The organism is Lacibacter sp., assembly GCF_057361365.1.
The window spans coordinates 160,297-181,828 of the sequence record NZ_JBMQSG010000007.1 but is presented as its reverse complement, the minus strand read 5'-3'; the positions used below and the strand labels follow the sequence as shown (position 1 = coordinate 181,828).

Annotated in this window: 11 protein-coding genes; 2 read left to right on the top strand and 9 right to left on the bottom strand. The window is 39.4% G+C overall.

Going from position 1 to position 21,532, the window contains the following annotated elements; all coding sequences use genetic code 11:
* The first annotated feature begins 80 nt into the window (after window positions 1–80).
* Window positions 81–281 (top strand): hypothetical protein, encoded by a 201-nt coding sequence (locus tag ACO1QW_RS05570; protein ID WP_486256488.1) that lies wholly within the window; start codon window positions 81–83, stop codon window positions 279–281.
* A 16-nt stretch (window positions 282–297) separates the two neighbouring features.
* Window positions 298–870, top strand: coding sequence for a hypothetical protein (locus ACO1QW_RS05565; RefSeq protein WP_486256487.1), 573 nt, complete (start codon window positions 298–300; stop codon window positions 868–870).
* Between the two features lie 61 nt (window positions 871–931).
* Here ACO1QW_RS05565 and ACO1QW_RS05560 read toward each other — a convergent pair whose 3' ends face one another.
* From ACO1QW_RS05560 to ACO1QW_RS05520, 9 genes are all read right to left on the bottom strand, one after another.
* Window positions 932–1,402, bottom strand: coding sequence for a JAB domain-containing protein (locus ACO1QW_RS05560; protein WP_486256485.1), 471 nt, complete (start codon window positions 1,400–1,402; stop codon window positions 932–934).
* Between the two features lie 686 nt (window positions 1,403–2,088).
* Complete coding sequence (locus ACO1QW_RS05555; RefSeq protein WP_486256483.1) at window positions 2,089–3,582, bottom strand: hypothetical protein; 1,494 nt, start codon at window positions 3,580–3,582, stop codon at window positions 2,089–2,091.
* Between the two features lie 49 nt (window positions 3,583–3,631).
* Window positions 3,632–5,374 carry a T9SS type A sorting domain-containing protein gene (locus ACO1QW_RS05550; RefSeq protein WP_486256482.1) on the bottom strand — a complete coding sequence of 581 codons (1,743 nt, stop codon included), beginning with the start codon at window positions 5,372–5,374 and terminating at the stop codon, window positions 3,632–3,634.
* 197 nt (window positions 5,375–5,571) lie between these two features.
* Window positions 5,572–7,680 carry a fibronectin type III domain-containing protein gene (locus ACO1QW_RS05545; protein ID WP_486256480.1) on the bottom strand — a complete coding sequence of 703 codons (2,109 nt, stop codon included), beginning with the start codon at window positions 7,678–7,680 and terminating at the stop codon, window positions 5,572–5,574.
* Between the two features lie 7 nt (window positions 7,681–7,687).
* Window positions 7,688–8,092, bottom strand: a complete 405-nt coding sequence (locus ACO1QW_RS05540) for a hypothetical protein (protein ID WP_486256478.1) — start codon at window positions 8,090–8,092, stop codon at window positions 7,688–7,690.
* 34 nt (window positions 8,093–8,126) lie between these two features.
* Window positions 8,127–13,592 (bottom strand): hypothetical protein, encoded by a 5,466-nt coding sequence (locus ACO1QW_RS05535; protein ID WP_486256476.1) that lies wholly within the window; start codon window positions 13,590–13,592, stop codon window positions 8,127–8,129.
* Between the two features lie 60 nt (window positions 13,593–13,652).
* Window positions 13,653–15,413: an IPT/TIG domain-containing protein gene (locus ACO1QW_RS05530; RefSeq protein WP_486256473.1), complete on the bottom strand. Its 1,761-nt coding sequence runs from the start codon at window positions 15,411–15,413 to the stop codon at window positions 13,653–13,655.
* A 175-nt stretch (window positions 15,414–15,588) separates the two neighbouring features.
* Entirely contained in the window at window positions 15,589–15,945 is a 357-nt protein-coding gene (locus tag ACO1QW_RS05525) for a toxin-antitoxin system YwqK family antitoxin (protein ID WP_486256471.1), read from the bottom strand.
* The gene (locus ACO1QW_RS05520; protein ID WP_486256469.1) at window positions 15,938–21,304 is read right to left on the bottom strand and encodes a fibronectin type III domain-containing protein; all 5,367 of its coding nucleotides are present in this window, start codon (window positions 21,302–21,304) and stop codon (window positions 15,938–15,940) included. The genes ACO1QW_RS05525 and ACO1QW_RS05520 overlap by 8 nt, the downstream gene beginning before the upstream one ends.
* Between the last annotated feature and the right edge of the window lie 228 nt (window positions 21,305–21,532).

Genomic DNA, 21,532 nt, shown 5'->3' with positions numbered 1-21,532 from the left:
AGATTGCAAAAAATGATGTAGCGAAAGTGTACGATACTATCCTCAGTATTCCAGACTTGAACGATTAGTGAAAATGAAATTTGAAAATCTCACGTAAAAATCTATTGCTGCTCAATAAAATAATTGAAAGAGGGCTCAACGGAAAAGAAACCGATGATAAATCAGTAAGTTTATTGGACACAGTCCCGAAAGAAACATTGCAGGAACTTTCTGAGATTGCGGTACAATTGCTTAGTAAGGCAGGCTTGACAGAAATGAATGAAAAGCTGAAGGCGTTCTGACTACCAAAGTAATTGCGTGAAGAAGGATAGTTATCTTTATACTGTGGAAACCCTATCCAATACAATTGTGCTTAAACGTTTCGAAGTAAAGTTTAACGGGCAATTACTTCCCGTTGATCTCCTTCGATTGCAATCTTCATTAGCCCCGGAATATTTTTTCTACGTCACAATTGGAGAGAAGAAAATGCTGTTAAAACGAAGCTATCTGAATGGTAAGCCCATCTGGATCGGAGGAGGTGCATTAAGTCACGAAGAGACACAGTTATTGGGGCCGGAAATTGAAAAGCAACTGGGCTATCCATTACCTCCGGCGGAAAGCAATAATCCATTTGAATACAAAGGAGATATTCAGATCACGAAAAGAAAATTCCTTTTGGGAAACATACCAGCTGAAAAAGCAAAAGCTCCTTATTCAACGAACATTGTCTACAGGATATATACCTCTACCGTCATGGTTGAACTGGAGAAATCATATTACTTTTCAAAAGAGGGGCAATGGCTGTTAAACTCACCTAATCTTCAACCGGAACATTTTAAAGCACTCGCTGATTTAATCGATCTGTATGAGGGAGCACAGGACAATCAATAAATTTCAATGCAAATATTTTAATGACGTATACTCACCAATAAAATATTGAAAAAAAAAGGGGCTATAAAAGCCCCTCATCTGCGAAACTGAAATAACCTTCGCTGGAAACAATCACATGATCCAGCAAAGAGATATCAAGAAACTTTCCAGCATTCTTTATTTTCTGTGTCAGTTCCTCATCCGCTCTACTCGGTTTCAGATTGGAAGATGGATGATTGTGTGAAATAATAATTCCGACAGCATTGGCTTTTAAAGCAGCAACAAAAATCAGTCGTGGGTCTGCCACTGTTCCCGTAACGCCACCTGAAGAAATATCAACGATTCCCAGAACCCGGTTGGCACGATTCAATAGCAATACTTTGAACTGTTCAACGAAATCGATTTTGTTTTCGTTCCAAAGATGCATCAGTAAGTCCGCAGCATCTTTCGATGACTTGATCGCCGGCCTTTCTGATGCCTTTACTTTCGATCTGTAAACCAGTTCGACTTCTGCTACTTTTTGCCATGCTGTGTTTGCCATTTCCTTTTCCATAATTCAATGTTTTTAAGATTTGAAAATTGATTATGGAACCATCACCGGCTATGGGATGCATTAGCGCAAGGAGGAAGCGGAATAAATGAAGGCCTAGTGTGCAGGAAATGTGTTTATGCCGAACTCCTTGTTAGCGTATTGCAGAACAGAGCCGAACTTTGGGGATTATGATCAATACATTCTCCTCAAAGATATCTTTCTGTTTAACTGTGAATACAGTCTTCGCTGTACTCTGTCCTGTTTAGTCCTGCGAGGTATATGAAAAATTCAGTTTGTGATAACCAGCAGCATCTTTTACAATGAGATAACCGTCTGCTTTTGTTTTTATCCAATCTTCGATGAATCACAAATAGCAAAACCTGCAAAAGAGTAGATCACAACATTGTCAAACACGATTGTTTGAACATTCCAATCGTTGTAATCACTGATTACACAATTGAGAAAGCCAATTGTCAATTACGGCGGATTCACACCGGGGCCACTAATGTTCACCACTTACCCTTGCTGTTGTGGTGTAATCGGAAGTTGCAGCTTAATCTTAGCTGGGCAATTACTGTAAAATAAGTTAGCTGCTCCGGTTCAGAATCAACGGGCTTTGTAACTTCAATGTTTACGATGGTTAAACCATTATCAATTTTAGTAATCATGAAGCCACCAGGGCAGGTTGACTGTCGTTGGCATACAATTTATTTGAGCAACAAGTCATCCATGTCAACAATAATATCATTTTCGGTGATCGGAAGATTTGAATGTAGAAACAATTCCTTACTTGCAAATTGAACTACTTCAACGAGGTCAGCTTTTTTTCGATCGTTTGTTATTTCATAAACTGTCTGCTTTATCAGGTGCTCAGGAACCCACTCTCTGGAAGTAGAGGGCCTTCCTATTTCATCATTCGCACTTCGTATCCTGAATTTTTTCTGAAAAACTTTCTGATCTGCACGTACAAAGAAAACACGGGTCATTCCCGGTTTGTAAACTTGCCTGAAGTAAGATTTAAAAACAGCATATTCTTTTTGTAAAGGTTTGCGAAACTGGAAGTTGAAATTATAAAATCCGAGACCAACAACTAACAGGCATAAAAACACATAAGTAATCTCCTTGTATTTATATTTCTGTAGATAGAATTCGAGTTGGATGATCGCCATGCCAAACACGGTCAATTGAAAAGCGAACAACGTACGATAGGCCGGAAAGTTTTCTTTGGCAATTAACGAAGGGAGATAACTGCAAGCCAGCGTTACAAGCACGACAAACAGGATCTGGATGCTCTTTGCAATTCCTCTTTCTTTATTTTCATGAAACACTGAAACAACCCAACTGATCAACAAAAGAGGACCTAGTACCTGCGGAAAAATTGTTTGCGTTTCATAAACATAGTTGAATGTAAACGCCATCGGCAGAGGGCCCGAAAAAAAGAAGGATATTTTATCCAATACGTTAAATGATATTTGTGTACGATCACTGGCCTGAATATAGCCAGCAGATATGGAATATTTAAACAGCGCAAAATAGACGACATAGATCGCAACGTAAAATGCCAGGGGAATGATTTGTTTCTTGCCGATTCCTTTTTCAGGATTAGCAAAAAAATGAATAAGAAAAGGCAATAAAAAAATACCAAAGGTACTTTGATAGGTAAAAAGAGAAGCTACACCCGAACCGACGATCAGAATTGACAGCCCTGTTGGAATAGAAATATAGTCCTGTGTTTGCTTTTGAAGAAAGGTAAATAATAAATGACTGCTTAGTACAGCAAAAAATACACCGATGAACATTTCCATACAAGAGGCCCATCCTATGTAGACGGCTACCGGAATACAGCAAATGCTATACACCGTCATCAGTTTGGCAAATACTTTTGGCCAGCCTCCAATCGTTTGCCATATCTGAAAAAAATAATACAGGGCAAACGACAAAAGTATCCACCCTGCTAATGAAAATATACGCAGGAATTTCAGATCGGCAATCGAATCAATCGACTTAAAAAGTGATTCAAACAAAATACCTGTTAACCAACGTCCCTGTGTGGCAAATAACAGAAAGTTATCCTTTCCTTCTTTTAACCATAACTGATTTATCTCGTCAAGGTATGCGTACTCGCTGCTAAAAACACTGTAGAAGATAAAAATATTCAGCAGCGCAATTGCTATATAGTCAAGATACTTTCGATTGTTCATTTTCAATGTAATTAAAAGGCAAGTATAAAAAATACTTGCCTTTTAAAATTTACAATTTTACAATTTTACTGATTCGTCGTTCATTATGAAACACTAATTCAACAAAGTACACTCCTTTTTGGAATGAAGAAATATCCAGTTTCTGAGACCCGTTTAAATTTCCAAATGATTCACTTATCGTTTTCGAGTAAAGCACCCTGGAATCCTGATCAAGAATTCTAACAGATTTCAGCTTTGATTGTTGCGGAAAGGTTACATAAAAGATACCATTTGTAGGATTGGGATATACCGCATGTTTATTCTCTGTTACAATCGTACTTCTCATACGGTTTTCGATGTTTGCTTTTGAAGCATCCACCGGCATTACAGCACCTTCAACCTTTTCTTCCGGACAATCAACATTTGGCGGACATTCTATTGGAGGGTCATCTACCGGAGGAGGCGTATACTTGTAAAGATGAAGTTTATTAACATGATCAATGGGACCATGCTCTGTACCAATCACATAAAAATCGTCCTCATCAACATCTGTATTTGACCAGCCGTACTTATCCAGAAAAATCGGATAGTTTAGTTGTGAGGTTTCCCATGAGCTGCTTTGATACACAATGTATCTATCACTCCAATTCAACAAGTCATACGAAAAACGAATCGCAAGCTTATAGTTCGGATCACCCCACACATGATACTGTTCGAGTCCCATGAAGTAGTTTTTTCCTTTCACTTTTGCAACAGAGAACCGAACAATGTCTGCAGTAGCCATATCGTCATTTAAAATATCCGACGACATAGGTCCCGGCGTAGCTACATAACTCAGCATGTTGTCCTTAGTAAGTCCTGCTGGCAATGAAGGATTCCAAGACTCAATGCCACCGGGATCCTTATAATAAATTTTATAGTTTGCGGAATTCAGAGCTTCATCTTTGTGTACCCGCAGAACTTTTACACCTCCTTTCCTCCCTTCTGTTTCCACAATATTTCCTTTGTAAGAACTGCCCTGAACAACAAAAATATATAGATAGTCTCCATACTGAATGGAAGAAGGATGCCTGAAACCAGCTGTGCATTTTACACCGCTTGCAGTTATATACCCATTATTTGGCCAACAGATGGGGCCGAGTGAATTTGAAAAGTATTGTTGTCCCCAGTTAGTACTTGCATTATTATGAACCCATGACGCACTGATAATACCATTGTATGCATCCCAACCTTCTCTGCCAGGTACGGTGTAAGTTTCCGTATTGTTACAATCAATATTCACATTTGACTGAATTGTATTTTTATATTGAGTGCCCCCACTTCCACAGCCTCCACCTATTACTTCATTTTTATTTTCTCCGTGAATGAACCCTAGTGTCAATGTTCCTTCCGTAGCATGCGAAAAATACTGAGCAGCATATATACCGCTATAGTTGCGTTTCCAGTTATTAGAAAGCGGGTATGTAGAATACTGATAGTCATTTATATGAGGATACATTGCCCGGAAAGGCCCCACGGCGTCATTCTTTAAATCAATAACAGAATTATCAATCAACGATTTTGGACTTGACCAGATATGTGATTCCCTGCCATCTACAAAAAAATAAGAACGCCAGCCTCCCCCTACAATCCATGGTGGTACTTCAGTTACTCTTTTTTGTCTTTTTGATTCGCAGCTGGAGTTAAGAAAACAATCATACTTGAACGTCGTTGTGGCAATGCCACTTATAGTGTATTGCGAAAGATCAGGATATTGTGCCATCACTGACAGAAAAACGATCGCAGAGAAACAAGTGAGAACAAATTTTTTCATTGTGGTTAAACAAGTTTAATAAAGTATAAAATAAATTGAAGTATAGCCGTAAGATTAGCTGATGGCTACAGCAGGGTGTATGTAGCCATTAGCTTTTATAAAATCGATTTTAGTTTATGAACGATTTTTGAAAATGGAAATAGTAAATAATAGCGGAATATCATTTTCGTTTGAAAAATAGAATGAACATTTAAACATCAGTACTTCACAATCAGTTCTGCACTTAACGGGCTCTTGGCGCCGCCTTTAAAGATTGCCTGTACTTTATAGATATATGTATTATTGATAAAAAGTTCCTTATCCTCATATTGCTGAGGATTCCCATTTAGTGTTTCATGGATTACAAGCGGCTCTCCCTGTTTACTGCGGTATATGATCATCTTTGAAACACCGTGTTCACTGTATTTCCAGTTTAGAATAATTTTCCTGTTTTCTCTATCAGCTTTAGCTTTTATATCGACGATAGATTTACGTATACCGGTTTCAAAAAAAACTTCGCCAGAAACGACTGAGGATTTGTTGGCAGCACTATCGTAAGCCTCAAGATGATAATAATAAGTACTTCCATAAGAGAGGCCATTTCGATCAATAAATTGATTTTGCGTCTGCGTTGCCGGCCATTCAAAAAGTTTTTCTTTTTTATTGCTGGCTTTATCAATTCGATATAAAATATGTTTTCTTAAATCCTGGCTATTACTTGCTACCCAAGAAATTTTTATAGTCGTATCAACCCGGCGTATTTGAGAAAAAACTGGAGGCTTCGGAGCAATTGTATCAGGTCTCCTAAGTTCGAAAGCTGCAGAATAGTCAGATGCATTAAAGCTTTTATCAATAGCAATTACTTTATAAAATACTTTTGATGTCAGCGTATTTATCGTGACGGTGTCTCTAAAAAATGGTTTCGCCAAAACTGCCGGCGTTATCTCCACGAACTCCTCACCCAAATCATTCGACCGGAAAACCCGGTAACCATATAAATCTTCTTCTTTGCTTTGACTCCATTTTAGTTTAACCACTCCCAAAGAATCAATACTACCGGTTATACCGATCGGAGATGCGGGCGGCATACTATCCACTAATAGTGCCAGGTAGGGGTAAGAAATTGAGATGTCTTCGCCTTCAAGAATTGTTTTAATACGGTAATAATTACTCCTCTGCGGCGAAACGTCTGTAAATGTTAAGACACTGTTTGCTATCAATTTTTCATTAAGATCGTTATATGGTCCTTCTTCTTTAGATGACCGCATAACATAATAACCTTTTACTTTTTTGTTTTGCGGATTATCCAAATGCCAGGAAATGCCGACTTTTTTGTTGTTTATCACTTTCGAACTATCAATAATTGTAAGTACCGGAATCTCTTCTTTCCCCTGACCGGAAACTACATTAGAAGCTGGCCCAAGTTCACCAAATGGCGAAAGACCACGCACACGATAAAAATATTTGTTTGTATTATCCTTTAATGAATCTACGTAATAAGCATACTCTGGACTAGTCTTCTCTGATGTGTTAACTAATGGTTGATCCGAAACTTTTTGAAACGATTGACCATCTTCTGATTTTTCAATTTGGTATGCAGAATAAACGCCATTGTTTAAAAAAACGGGCCATTTCAATAGAACATTACGGTCAGAAAACTTTGCAGATAAATCGTTAATAAGATTGAGTTGAAAATTGTCACCTGCGTCCAACAGAAGTATGCCCTGCCCATATGTAAAATTGGGAACAGTCGAACCGAGTTTAATTTTATATATGTACCTGTAATTTGGTTTAACATCCCGATCTACAAAATATAAACCTGCAGCCTTAGCAGATTTGGGAGAGAGATCGCACATTAGTAATGCAAAACCAAATCGGTTATCCATTTCCATGCTTTTATTCAGAATTCCAGCCGTACCTCCAGGGCCTGCTTCCAGTTTAAATTCATCTCCATAAATGGCTTCTTTTACAATTACAGCACGTTCATCTTCAATACCCAACGAATCAAAAAGTTCTTTTGATACCGGTTTTAAAGGTAATACCGTAAGCATCTTTCCTTTCTTATTACCATCCGCAACCAATTTGCCTTCCATTTTTATTGTAAATCTCTCAATCGTATATCCATACTTATTTCCCATCTGCCACAAAAAAGGGGTGGAAGGAGCCCACCTGAGTATAATTGAATCCTTTTTCCCATCTGCAATTACCCTTATCTCCTGTTTCGATTTTTGGGCATTTGATAAACCCGTAAAAAAAAGAACCAAAACAAACACTAACACACATTTTTTCATACCTGAATAATCATTTAAAAAGAAAAAGAATTCCAATTGAGAACTAATTTATTAAATATGTTTTCTTGATTTTTTTGGTAACCGTATCTTTCGAAGCCTGACTTTTTCGCTGGTCAATATGACTGCGATATTTTATAAACTGTTCATTGGTTAATATTGATTTTATATCAGTTTCCCTTTCGAGGAAAATGGCACGCATTTTTTGCGTCCTTACAACTCCTGTCTCACCAGTAGTACGAATTTGATTCATAGTAGCATAAAATTTTTCAAGCACTACAAGCAACTTGTCATATTGAGGATTGGACATGGTTAAATCTTTTTTCATCGCTGCTGCTTCGTTCGCAGCCATTTTTTTTGCATCTGGTGAAGAAGTTTGACCGTAACCAATCGTTTGACCTAAGAACCAAAACCCGGTTATTAAAAACAGATATTTCATATTATTTTTCATCGCATAATTTTTTAGAGTTACTAACCCCTTTTTTCTAATAGTAAATTATTTCATAACCACTTCCACCTGTTAGATAATACCTGTACCTGGTGGCATAATTATAATAATAACGGCCGTCCATATAAATTGACTCACTGTAACTAATCATATTATAGTCGCTGTAACAGTTTATCGCACTGTTATACCAATTCATTGTACTGCCATAATTGTCTACATCTTCCCTGGTGTAATATACATTCAAAGGCTGGGTGGGGTAATAAGGCGTCATGGCATTTGCATCGCTGTATAGTTTCACAACTACGTCCGCATATGTATAATCATACGTGTCGTAGATATTTTCATAAACAAGTTGCGCATAAATAGTTGTCTGCGGCGGAGGGCAATTACCTGTTACTCCAATTGATACCCAACGTACCTGATTATAGGTTGAACTGTTTGAGTTCATATCCTTTTCTTCTTTCTCTTCTTCTCCGGTATTTTGACTTTGATAATCCAGCACACAACGTGTAACATTTGTTGCCTGCCAATTAGGTACCGTGCTTGGACAAACACTTGTATTTTGACCGTTGGATACCCAACGTAACTGGCCGTAAGTACTGCTGCAACCTTCCATATCTTTTTCCTCACGTTCCTGGTAACCTGTCTGATAGCCAGATCCATCTTTTGCACAACGAAGATTTCCTGTAGCCTGCCATGTTGCAAGTTTAGGACAGGCCGCACAGCTTTGCCATACATTGATCCAGCGTATTTGATTATATGAAGGACTGCTGGGATCAATATTTCTCTCTTCTCTTTCCTGATAACCGGTGTTGCTGCCGTTAACATTTTTCGCACAACGCCATGTGCCTGTAGCCTGCCAACTGCTGGTTTGACCCAGACTAAATGGAATGGTGAAATTATTTGAAGAATTAGCTGTGCTGCTACCAGGCAAGATGTAATTCAGTTTAATCTGGTACTCCCCAGATGTTAAATCTGTATATCCCGCTTCATTTATTAACCGTATGGCTCCTTCGGGCATTGGAGACGCACTTTCACTTAAATAGAGAGCAGCCGCTTCGTTTCTCAATTCCTGAAAATCTTTTGAACAGTAATAAGAGAGATAGTATGCAAACACAATATCCTCTTCTTTAGCTCGGGCCTGGCCATTATTGACAAGTTCATCCGTTAATGAATATCCATCGCCATTCATATTATTATGCACTTTGACTCCTTTCATTGGAGCCGCATTGCTGATAGAAGGTTCTCTCAAATCGCTGATGTTTCTCCAATCAATATTTACAGCACTGTTAAATCCATATAATTCGTACATCAACGGGTTCATTTTATCATTATACCAGCTATTTGTTGGTGAGGCATTTAGCTGAATCAATGGCTTGTCATTACTACCCCTGCCAAACAACTCAACTTCATCAAAACTTTCCGTAGTGAAGTATTTTTTCCCAATGGCTGTCACATTACCTGATACTGTATTCAGCACTTCTTGTTCATTGGTGAGTGCCTGCATTTTTTCGGCAACAGTACTAAACTTACTTGTACGGAAACTGATGCGGTAAACCACTATTTCCTGAGCCATATTAACCTGAGTGGTAATGTGATTGCTGTTAGTGGCTACGCTTGTTTCCGTTGCATCTACCGGATTCCATTGATTACTCGCATTTATTGAATCCATTTCCGATTGATTAGTCATGGAAAATCCGGCATTCATTTCACTTAACAATGTGGTGGTTTCATCGACATACTGCACCCTTTCTGATTGAATCGTAATGGTATCATACGCCGCCATTCTGCCAGCAACATTTTGCTGTGTAACGATGGGTTTTCGTACAATGGAAAATGTATAGGCAGTATTGTTCTGAAGCGTGGGTAATTGGAAACTTGCCCTGTTGGAATTGTATGTAACCGGTGTTTCCAGAATTGATCCGTTCGGTGCTTTAAATCGGGCTGCTATGGTCCAGTCACCATAGGTATCATGCGTTGCAAACACATCTGACTGTCCTGTTTTTAACTGAATATATCCAGTAGTCGTTTCATTTTTATAAAAATTATATTGCCTTGCAACAGGATAACTGTAATCAACGTTTTCCAGCGGAATAGTATTTGGCGCATCACCTGTAGTGAAAGTATATTCTTTAGTTTCCGTTTCACCGCTAAGGTCAGTCCACGTACCTGAAATTTTTTCCTGCCATTTAACTACTACTGTAAATTTAAAAGTAGTTTTCCCGGCAAGACTGTTTGTCGTTTTATATATGACCGCATCATTGTTAGTATTATACTCCAATTGATAGGGAGTAACAAAAGCATTTGTTTGAGTATTGATTAATGTAATGGATACCGGCACCACCTGGTAGGTATGCACAGTTCCGTTATCATCAATAATCGGCAATTCAGTATTTAGTGCGGCATTGAAACTAGCAGCAGGCTTGGCAAATACACTCACCTGGGTAGCCGAGTTATCAGGTTTCAAATTTTCAATAACCTTAATATTATCTAATTCACTGCCGCTATTGACAGGGCTGCAATCCTGACCAATGGTGAATTTAAACCTTACCGATCCTTTTACTAATCCGCCTAAAATACTGTAACGTCCCCCCACAGCTCCTTTCATGTATGTAGGGTTGGGCAGGCGTGCCTGCAAAATTGCTGCTGCTGCAACATCGATAATCTTAAACTGTTTTTTCATTACATTTATTCCTATCGCCCCTTGTAAATAAGCATACACCTGGCCTGCCGCATACCATCCTTTAATACCAGGTGTTATAACATTACCTCCACAATTCACCTGGCCATTGAATTGGGTCATCATCACATCCGCTCCCGCTCCAATTGCAAACTTTGCAAAAAACGGCCCCATTTTGAAAGTCTTGTTGGGATCATTTGGATCATAAGGGAAGCCCCCTCTGAAATGGACACCAAACCCAAATCCCTTACCCGTCGCCATCATACCAGAATAAGTGGCAGGAGCTGTCCAGTTGCCTCCAAGAATATCTGATACATAAGATGGCGGCGGTGGCATTGGTTCTACTTTGCTACCTAACATAAAATAAGCCTTCGCCTCAAAAATATTTACAAAGTTTAATCCCATCATTTGGGAGGGCCTGCCTATATATACATACCAGTCTTTAGGATCAACATGTATCACAGCTTCACCAATAAGACCATTTTGATTAGATCCGGTTACGATATTGGCAACATTTACGTACGTTTTAATGCTTGCGTGAAAGACATTGTTAGGATTATCATATAACATATCCATATAAGCATAAACAGGGGCTTTAGCATCTGCAGACAAAGCTGCCTCGTTCGGAACATATTTTCTAATACGATCAAGACCCGCAAAGAAATACGCACCGCCTTTAAAGTATGCTCTATTAATACCCCCGTAACGGTTAAATTCAACCCCGAGAGTAGCATCTCCGTTAAATGCTTCCTCCCTTGCGCAAAGAATTGTAACACCAGCCATTATTCCCAATCCTACGTCTTTATTTGGAACAAACACAAATTCCTGTGCGCTTTCCCTGTTATTTAAACCTATGCTGTCTGCGGTGGGGTAAAAAGTAGGGTTGGTTGTATTCAGTGCTGTAAACGTTGGAACAAAGGTTTGGGAAACCCTGCTCATACGATAGGAAGCGCCACCTAAAATACCATTGATATAGATAGGTGGTGCCACAGGTATTTTTACAAAAGGCAAATAAAGATTTGCCTGCCAATAGCGATAGTCTCCATCTCCATCGTCTTTACTTCCAAAATAGACATTGGCCTGCATATGCTCTTTCATCGGGGCAAACTTGAGTTTAATATTCCCTCTGAAGCCTTTGCCATAAACCGGATCAGGTGTTTCGGTACCAAAGAATTGTAATGATCCCTGCAAATCCAATGAACCTATATTTACACTTAAAGTAACAGTTGAAACAGAGATTCCGTCGTACACCCATTTATGTTTCTTATAATCAGCATTAACGTTTGTTTCTTCCATTTTGGCTTTCACCATAATGGATGTACTCGCACTAAATCCCTTATCCTCTTTATTCATGAGGTTTAGGGCGATGGTTGTTTTCAGGCAAGCCCGTCCCTCATAGATGGCAACTTCAATATTGCTTAAACTAATCGGGAATTTAGCCAATCGTGATTGTTTAGAAGCAGTGCTGCTGCTAGACAGCGCAAATGTTCCCTTGTGTATGTAGGGACTTCGGGTACTAATTTCGAGGTTTTGAAAACTCAACGAATCAATATTTGCGATATCCTGATTGACGGTCAACGATCCATGCAATAATGCACTGGCTGTCAGTTTGCCGTCGTATTTCTGAACAGAAACCATAGAACCTGCACCCAGTTTCAGTTTACCGCCCCAGGCCATGTTATATTCATGATCGTTGTTTGTTTGTACCAGGAATTTATAGTTCAGTTCCCCATTGCGCTGCTCCATTTCCGCAGCATAACCCAGCGTATCATCGGCCATGAAAGGAACGTTGATAGTACCTCCAAAACTGCCACCAACCAGCCGGTTTTGTAATATCTGTACCCCGATTGTATCGATAGAAAATGCCCAGCCATCCACTGCGCCGATTGAAATATCAAAGAGGTTTCGCACTCCCATGAATCCTGATACCCCCATTTCATCAATCACAACATTATGTGCGGTAAAAGATGCTCTTCCATTGCTTGTTGAAATCCCCTTTGGCAGTTTTACGGTAAGTGCTTTCAGATAGAAGCCCCGCCATAGACTGGCATCTCCCCCGAAATAAGAAGGATAGTCAACCGGGTAATAAAAGTCTGTGGGATTTGCAACATCGCTGAGATCAACCCAGGCTTCCTGAACAGCGAAAGACATATCAGCCAATCCTGCCACTTTGAAAGGAGAAATAGATGTAGATACTAAGAAATTAAACCCTTTTGCAGCCTGCACTTTAAATGTCGCTGCGACCTTTGATTTGGTGGGATCCATTTCCAGATCAGGCTTAATCATCGCTGTGTCAAAGATGAACTCGCCTTCAAGGCTTATACTCTGAAATCCATTACAATCCCATTGAATATAGTTTTGGCCATTTGCCGGAAGACGAAGTTTTACTTTTTCATTTATAGTGATGATTTTTTCAGAAACCAGCATCAATCTCGAATCGCTGGAAAACCCGCCTAAACCGTTTGGACGTAATGAAACATTCTTTGCAGCAAAAGCAATAACATCATCGGTATTTGGCAGTTTAACCGCAGCATAAGCACTAAAAAAACCACCCTGCGGGGTAACCCTTGCGCTATCCACGGCAATAATAAAATACTTTCCATCCACCTCTTTTACAAGGCCTACAGGCAGCGTTTGAATATCTCCTGGAATAAGGTTGCTCGTCAGACGTCCCTTATCTTTTACATAATTGACTTTCGATACAACTTCAGCTTCTTTCTCATCGCCGGGATTGGCAAACACAGAGAAAGCAGACAGCAAAAAAGCCAGTAAAATCAGGCTATGTCTTTTCATAAATACAGTTGTAATGGTTTTCTTTTTCATGAAGTGGCTTATAGCTTTGGTAATTTTCAGAACGTTGTCGATTGGGTTATATCTTAAAATTTATCTTGGAAAAAACTCCCAGAAGTCTCTATAAATAATGGTGGTGACTTGGTTCCCATTTGCAGAGTTGGAATACCCACTACCCAAATATGCTTTCCCATTTATTGGAAAGGCAACAAGGTTGTCTCTTGCACCACCAGGTAAATCTCCTTTTTCAACCCATTTATCTTCAAGCGGTCGGTATTCCCACAGATCTGCTTTGTAATTTGTATCATTAACCTTCCCCATGCCTAGATATCCATAGTTGTTCAGGGAAAAACCGATACCGTAATACCGGCCTGTTCCAGGGAAATCGGTCTTTTTGTTCCATTTATCCAACACTGGATCATATTCCCAAACTTCTTTGTTGTATTGGCTTACATTTCCACCACCGGTTACATAGCCTTTGCCGCTCACAGTAAAACTAATTGCACCCTCATCTGCTGATCGTGAAAAACTTTGTTTCTGCGTCCAACTATCGGCTAAAGGATCGTATTGCCACCAGTCGCTAAGACCTGGCCCTAATCCAAAATAACCTTTGTCGCTGATGCTGAATCCACAACCTATCCGGGCATTTCCTGGGAAGTCTGCTTTTTTCTGCCAACTGTTTTGTGAAGGATCATATTCCCATACTTCTTTGGAATAACCATTGCCACCGCCATTGAGTCCTCCAACCACGTAGGCTTTATTATTTATAACAAAACAGGCCGATCCCGCCTTACCTAATGTAGATGGCATATCTGCTTTCTGTGTCCACTTATCCGTAGCCGGATCATACTCCCAGAGATCTTTAAAAAAAAGAGCCGAATTCCTCCCGAGACCAAAATAACCTTTGCCATTAATGGAAAAACTCACTGAAGCAAAACTGCCACCCTGCATATCTGATTTCTTAGTCCATTTCCAGTTGCCAACTGTAAAATCGCTTGCAGAGTTCCAGGCATATGGCCCCACAGTGACAGAGATTTTTCCTGTAGAAGTTCCCGCCGGGACTGTTGCTTTTATTATGGAGGTAGAATATAAAGGATGTTCGATTTGGGTAGCGGCAACTCCATTGAATTTTATGGAAAACGGCACCGCATAATTTCCATAAAGGTCTTGCCATAAATCGTTACCGTTAACTGTAATGATTGAACCTTCTCCGCCCAAAGATGGAGTAACGGAAGTAATTACTGGTGGATAGATAACACAAAAGTGCTGAGCAGTTTCTGCAGTCCTGTTATTTGCTACTACAAATACTGTATAGCTCTTTGCCAGAGCAGGAACTTTTACCACTAATTGCGACTCAGACGCAGAAATTATTTCTGCCTGAAGGCTAACAGAAGCGTCATAGGAGTTGCTGGAAGCTGAGAAAAAAACTTTATTGTCGGCAATGTTTTTTCCAAAATTCTTTCCCTTGATCGTAACTAAGGCTCCCACTGTATCAGCCATGGGAGAGAAAGAAGTAATTGACGGAATGTATAAAACAGTAAACTCTGTCGGGCTTTGCAATGACTGCCCCCAGGTCTTTAATGTTATCTTGCCCGTTGATGCTCCTTGAGGAACTTTTACTAAAATAGAATCTGATGAAGCGGATAGTACGGTAGCAGCTATTCCATTAAACTTAACTTCGTTTTCACTTGCGATTGTATTAAAGTCGGCCCCCTTAATAACAACTGTTGCTCCAACAGTGTCCATGGCAGGATAAAATCTTGAAAAAGAAGGATGATGTTCAGGAGTTGCTTTATCAACTTTCTTACATGACCAATTACTCACTATCAGTAACCACACGGTAAAAGTTTTCAAAAAAATAGTTTTCATATTGTAACTGTTAAAAGAATCATATTGGTTTTTTTCAAAATAAATATGGTTTAATATTCACCCATTAATTGTGCATGCACTTGGGTTAAAAGCTCCCCTAATAACTTCCCTTCAGAATCACCATCACTCACATGGGTTGGCCGACCATTTAATCAATTCTCTATGGATACTGTTTTACCAATTCGCCTTCTTGATTGTACATTTTGTACCATACTCTTAGTCCCATATTATACTCAGCTTCAAATCGCAAAACACCATTTTCGAACCATTCTAAACTTTTCCCATGTGTTAGATTGTCCTTTTTATAGCATTCAACTTGCAATTGACCGTTCGGGAACCATATTTTTTGAATTCCTTCTTCATACCCATTAACAAGGTTGTATTCGTATGACATATTCCCATTTGGGAAAAGAGCATAGGCATAACCTGTATAAGGCTTTCTATTAAGTGCATAATACCACGCTCCAACTTCATCCTGAAGCAGTTCTAAATCTTTTACATTATATCCGTTAGTCATTTCCAATTACTTTTATTTCGTCACTCAAATACCAACAATGTGCGCAGCGTGGAGGGCAGCCTATAGGAATCCCCATGTTGTCTAACTGCCCACCCAATGCCCTATTGTGAATAATAAAGTCTTTTATATCCGCTTCTGTTGCTGTTGCTCCTCGTGCTTTAAGCGCTTTATCAATTGCAACTATTTCAGAATGAGAAGCGGGAATACCTGCCCGCTGAATATCACTTCCGACAGCATGCAATGTATTATCTGCAATATGTGTGTGATGGATTTTCAGACGTTCTTTAAGAATGGGATGCATGTCTTCTAAAAACTGCTCTATCTCTAAATCAGTTTTTAAATTTCTTCCATAAAAAACTTGCCCTGTTTTATTATCAATTAAACCCGTAAGAACAGGGTCTCCTTTAATATTTCCTCCGGTCTGAGCAATAATTTCCTTAGCGGTTGTTTCTGTTTCTGTTACAATCTGCCGTCCATTTTTACCAAATATTTGCCCGACCTCGTCAAGTGTCATTTGTAGTCCAAAAGGCTTGGATGTTGAAGAAACATATATTTTGGTGTACCGTTGTTCTGCTTTTATAAGGTCTATTATTTCTCCTCCTCCTTTATTGAGATTGATTATTTTGTTCCAAGTTCCTTTTGCCATAGCAGAAAGCCGACTGGTATTAGCTCTACAAAGATTTGTAAATCTGTTCCAGCTATTTAGAGCATTGAATGAAGCTATTTTTGGATATAAAGAAACTGCGACATTCGCACCTGCAATTCCCAAATTTGCAAAATCAACCGACAGTTTAAACTCATCCCACGCCTTATAAAAGTCACCGTTGCCCGCAATTTGTTGTTGTGTTAGCGTTGTTTTTTCTGTTTGAATAGCTGCGTCAAGAGCCGATGTAACTGCTCCTACCTTTGTGACAAAATTGGTTGCTTTTGCCATAAGTTGGGTTACTGTTGCTAATGAACCTCCGCCGGTTTCCGGAGCTAAGAAAACAGCTGCTGCAATCATAATTCCATCTCCAACCATCCTTAATTTATAATCCCTATCATTTCTTTTAATGCTCTTGTCGTATACCATAGCCATATATGCCGGCACTGTAAAAGCATCCCCCTGCTGAAAATCTAACTCGCCATAGTTATCGGCTATTATGATGCTAACAGGTTCAAATGGATCAAATGTTTCATCATAATCCACGAATTTTGAAGCATTGGGTGACGGTGTACCGGGTGCAGTAAAATAGGTCCTGGCGTCTTTTATATGATAGTTTTGGCGAAAACTGATTTTCCCTTCGGTCTTAAACGTTATATCGCTGGTTTCACTGTAATTACCTGTGCTTAATGAAAAATTTCCTACAGGATAATTCTCGTTGTTTTTCATTCCCAGGTAATACTCATTCATGCCTGCCGGGTACTCAATAAACTGTAAAGAACCCAAATCACTAACAAGTTCCTTTTTAGTGGTAACCGACACCTTTAGATCCTTGTAATGGTTCTTTACCCAAACATTTATGTTATTGAACACATCGATCACATCTGCATATTTAACCCCGTTGTCAAACCATGCATTCGCCTGTCCCCACATATTACGCAACCAGAGATAATTGTTCGCCATGAATCCTTCTGTCAATATCTTCGGCTGATCAAAAAGCGGTGTGGAAACAATCAGGGATTTTAAAATAAAGTTTCCATCATCTCCAATTATACTCGGATCAGTATACCAATGATTATTATCAAACCCGCTCCCTAAAAGTTTATTTAGAACATATTTACGTGTAGCAAAGTCAATACCTCCGAATGCGCACGGTTTATAATTATTCTTTATAATGTTGTAAATCTCACTGGCAGATTTTTGGTTGTTTACTGCTGTTCTTAATAACCCTACTACAGTTGTATCAACACTCACAAGGCCCACTAATTCCTGCAGAGTCAGTGTTTTGATACTATTCAACATTGAACTGGCTTCGTTTAATCTACCTGATTGACCAAATTGAGCTTTTGCTAAAGCTGCGTATACTGCTTGTGAAGTTTTTGCAATATCCAGTTTGAACTCAGAAGCTAAGCAGGTAGCAAATGATTGTATTTCGTTTTTCTTCAAATTAGCTAGGGTGAAATAACCCAGATAGTCCTTTAATTTACTGTTTTCAGAAAGTACATCACATAAAAACTGTTGCAAGCTTTTTTCACTAAAAAGATAATTAAACACCACATCCTGGTTACTCAGATAAATCGATACATCGCTAATAGAGTTCAGATTTGTATGTACTTTTTTGGCAGTTAAAACTTCTAAGAGAGTTTTATCCATATCCTCCAGAACCAAGTTGATAATTGCGAGGTTAGGAATTAATTGTCCAGATCCAAGCCCTTCAGCATCTTGCTTTGTTTCAAGAGCAATGCTTGCAAACCTTGAAACATAATGGACAAACTTTCCAGTTTTAACACCAGCAAACAATACGATGCCACTATTCGGAGCAGAACTATAGTATTGTGTATACTTATCCTTATAGAAGAAGTCTTTTGTATCTTTCTTCAAGTACCCTTTAAATGTAGCTCCTTCTACATAGGAGCCATAATAGTTACCGTCTTTATCCGTAAAGCCAATTAAACTGCCAATCGGTAACAAATCGTTTGTTGGCTCGTTATTCTTGACATAAACAAGCCTATCGAGGGTTGAAAAATTTACTGATTGTATATCCTTCGGAAGTGTTATATATTTTCCTGCCGGAGTGATGAATGTATAATTATCATCAGAAAGATTTTTAAAATCTGTTAAATAATCGGTAGTGAGTGTTACACTTAATGCTTCTCCATCACTAGCAAAAACTTTATCTACAATTCCAGGATCATGAATCTGATCCCATTGATATTTATATAATTCAGGAATTGGATTATGATCATTGGTATAATCCATTAGGTTCCTTGTACTCTCTTTAGGTAAACCTATTGCCTCATCAAACGTGTGCTTTAAATTGAATACTCCGTGGCCAAGTTCATGAGCAATTGTGCGGGAGATCTTTTTCTTGTCAGTTCCCAATGCTTCGGTAAAGAGATAGCCGAACTGACTGCCTCTTGGCATATCGCCACCAATACCGTTGCTCTCAGTGGATTTTTTCATCACAAAGAGATAGAGCTTATTTTTATCAACATATCTGCGTCCTTTAAATGCCCTGTTCAGCGCTTTCATTTCAGCCGTATATTGACTTAGTAAACTACTTCCGATAACATCTAATGTCCCATCCTTGTTAATATCCCAGCCATTGTCGTCAAACTTCCCTTCTTGCCGAATAACTACGTCTACATTAATTTTACTGTATATCTCTTTTAAATATTCCTGTATGTAGCTTATATCCGTGATACTGTCTTGCACTGGAACCAACACTATTTGCTTCAGTATTTTTTCATATGCTGATACTTTCAGTTTGCCTAGCGTTATTACCGTACTGTCAGCTTTTTTATATACAGCAAATAATTCCTGCGCATCACCACCGGGCCCTCCTACCAACTGCACTTCAAATTCGTTAGCAGTTGAAGTCTTATTAGATTCAAACTGTGTACCCTTCGCTGTTACAAACTTGATGCTGTCAGCGATAATACTGTTGTCGGTAATTTCAATCTTCGCTATTACCTTATCCGTTTTCGAAGCACCTATGGCTTTGTTTGGCACATAGTAAACTGTGTTGGTAGCGCTATCCGTCAGCTTTTCGTATTCATCAGCTATGATCGGTTTACCGGCAAACGCAGTTTGCCATGCATCAAATGCATATTGCTGGGATGGATGTGCCTTGAAGGTGACTTTGGCTTTATCCAGTTGTACTTTATTTAGTGTCGCAGGATTCAAGCCTGGCATAGCTCCGCTCTTACCAACTTTCGTTACTTTGCCATCTTTGCCAATGCTGTATATATCTCCGTCCTTATCCTTAATGGTATAAGGAAGCGTTACTGCTTTCAGCGTATCTGTTGTCCCATCAGGTTTGGTAATGATCAGGTCGGCAACACCATTGGTAACGGGTTGTTGTACCCCGTTTATAACAGGACCAAGAACTTTAATTTTACTCGGGTCTGTAATATCGTAGTCCACGCTCTTGTCAGTCTTATCATCACCGGTTATCACATCACCCACATCATCGCCGCCGTTCTCTGCTTTTATTTTTTTGTTTATCCAGTCCTGCAGGTCATTACTTACAAACCGCACCTCTCCCTCTGATACCACGCCGGCATCATCAATCTTAATATTATCAAACTCCACAGCAAAATTCAGCCCCAGCAAAAAGGGGATGCTCACTGTGCCGCTGCCTTTGTAAAATCCGTTACCGTTATTGATAAAATCCGTTACCGTTATTGCAAAATCCCGGTAGGTGACTGTTGTGCCTTTTAAAAGATTCAGCATGGGCCTGCCGCTGGTAGCGATAGCAGTTGATGAATCATTATCACAATCTTTCGGGATAATCTTTTTTGTACGGAAGTAGCGTACTTCAGAGTAAATGCCATAGCTGCCATTCTTCCGACCCTGTATCCGGCATTCATATTCCGTGTCAGGTTCCAGGTCAAAGACTCTCAGCGTATCAAATTCTGTTTCAGAAGTAAACCAGTTATATCCACTTCCACTTTTCTTATAATGTACTTTGTAACTGTCGTACTTTGTTAAATCCTTTGTCCACCACATCTTTCCTTTCCGTTCCGTTTCTCCGATAGCATTCAGGTTGAGTACACTGTCAATTGCTCCAAATGGATTAGCGCCGGGGCCTCCCCAGGTAAAGGTGCACACCTGACTGTAACCATTATTGCGGAACAGATCGGAGCCATTTATATCCACCGCTTGAACCCGCCAGACATATTCCATACTGTCACGGAATAAAGTAGTGGTGGGCAGCAAATCATAATAAGTCTGGTTGACATTGGTACTGTCAACATAAATAGGTGGAAGGCTGTTTACAATATCGTTGGGATTGGTGCCTCTTGGATTTACTTCATAAATAAAGAGTCTGTATATCGTACTGTTATTCGAGTTTATCGAAGCTGTGTTCCGTGGTAACCAGGAAAAGCGTATTGGTGTTGAATATTGTGGTTGTATTTTATTACCACATGCCGGGCCGTTTATCAGCGGTGGCTCATTTTTCGCAAGAAAGTAAAATCCGCAGCCGTCATTACTTACCTGCACATCCTGACGAAAATAGTCAAACGCAGCAAAACAAATTTCGTAAAAGCCTTCCGGTAAAGCACGGTTCTGTTCATACAACTCCTGGCTATACCCAACAAATTCCAGGTTTTCGGATTTGAGGTATGGTTCCAGCGTAGAACCTGCAAAAAGCTGGAGTGAATTGGGAGTAAGGGCGATTGGAGCTGGATTAAAGCTCGGGCTTGTCTGCATAATTACCCTTCCGTTCAGCTTAACAGTAAGCCGCAACCTTACCTGGTAAGTAGTGGCAGTAGCATCACGGTTTACCAACAGGCATTGTAATTTATCGTTGCCATTTACTGCATAATCTGCCAGGTATACAGAATAGGGAGGAATGATACGTGTAGTAGACTGTACCGGATAAATGGTTTGGGCCTGTGTACTCATAAAGGCAAAAACAAATCCTAATAAAAACAGGAG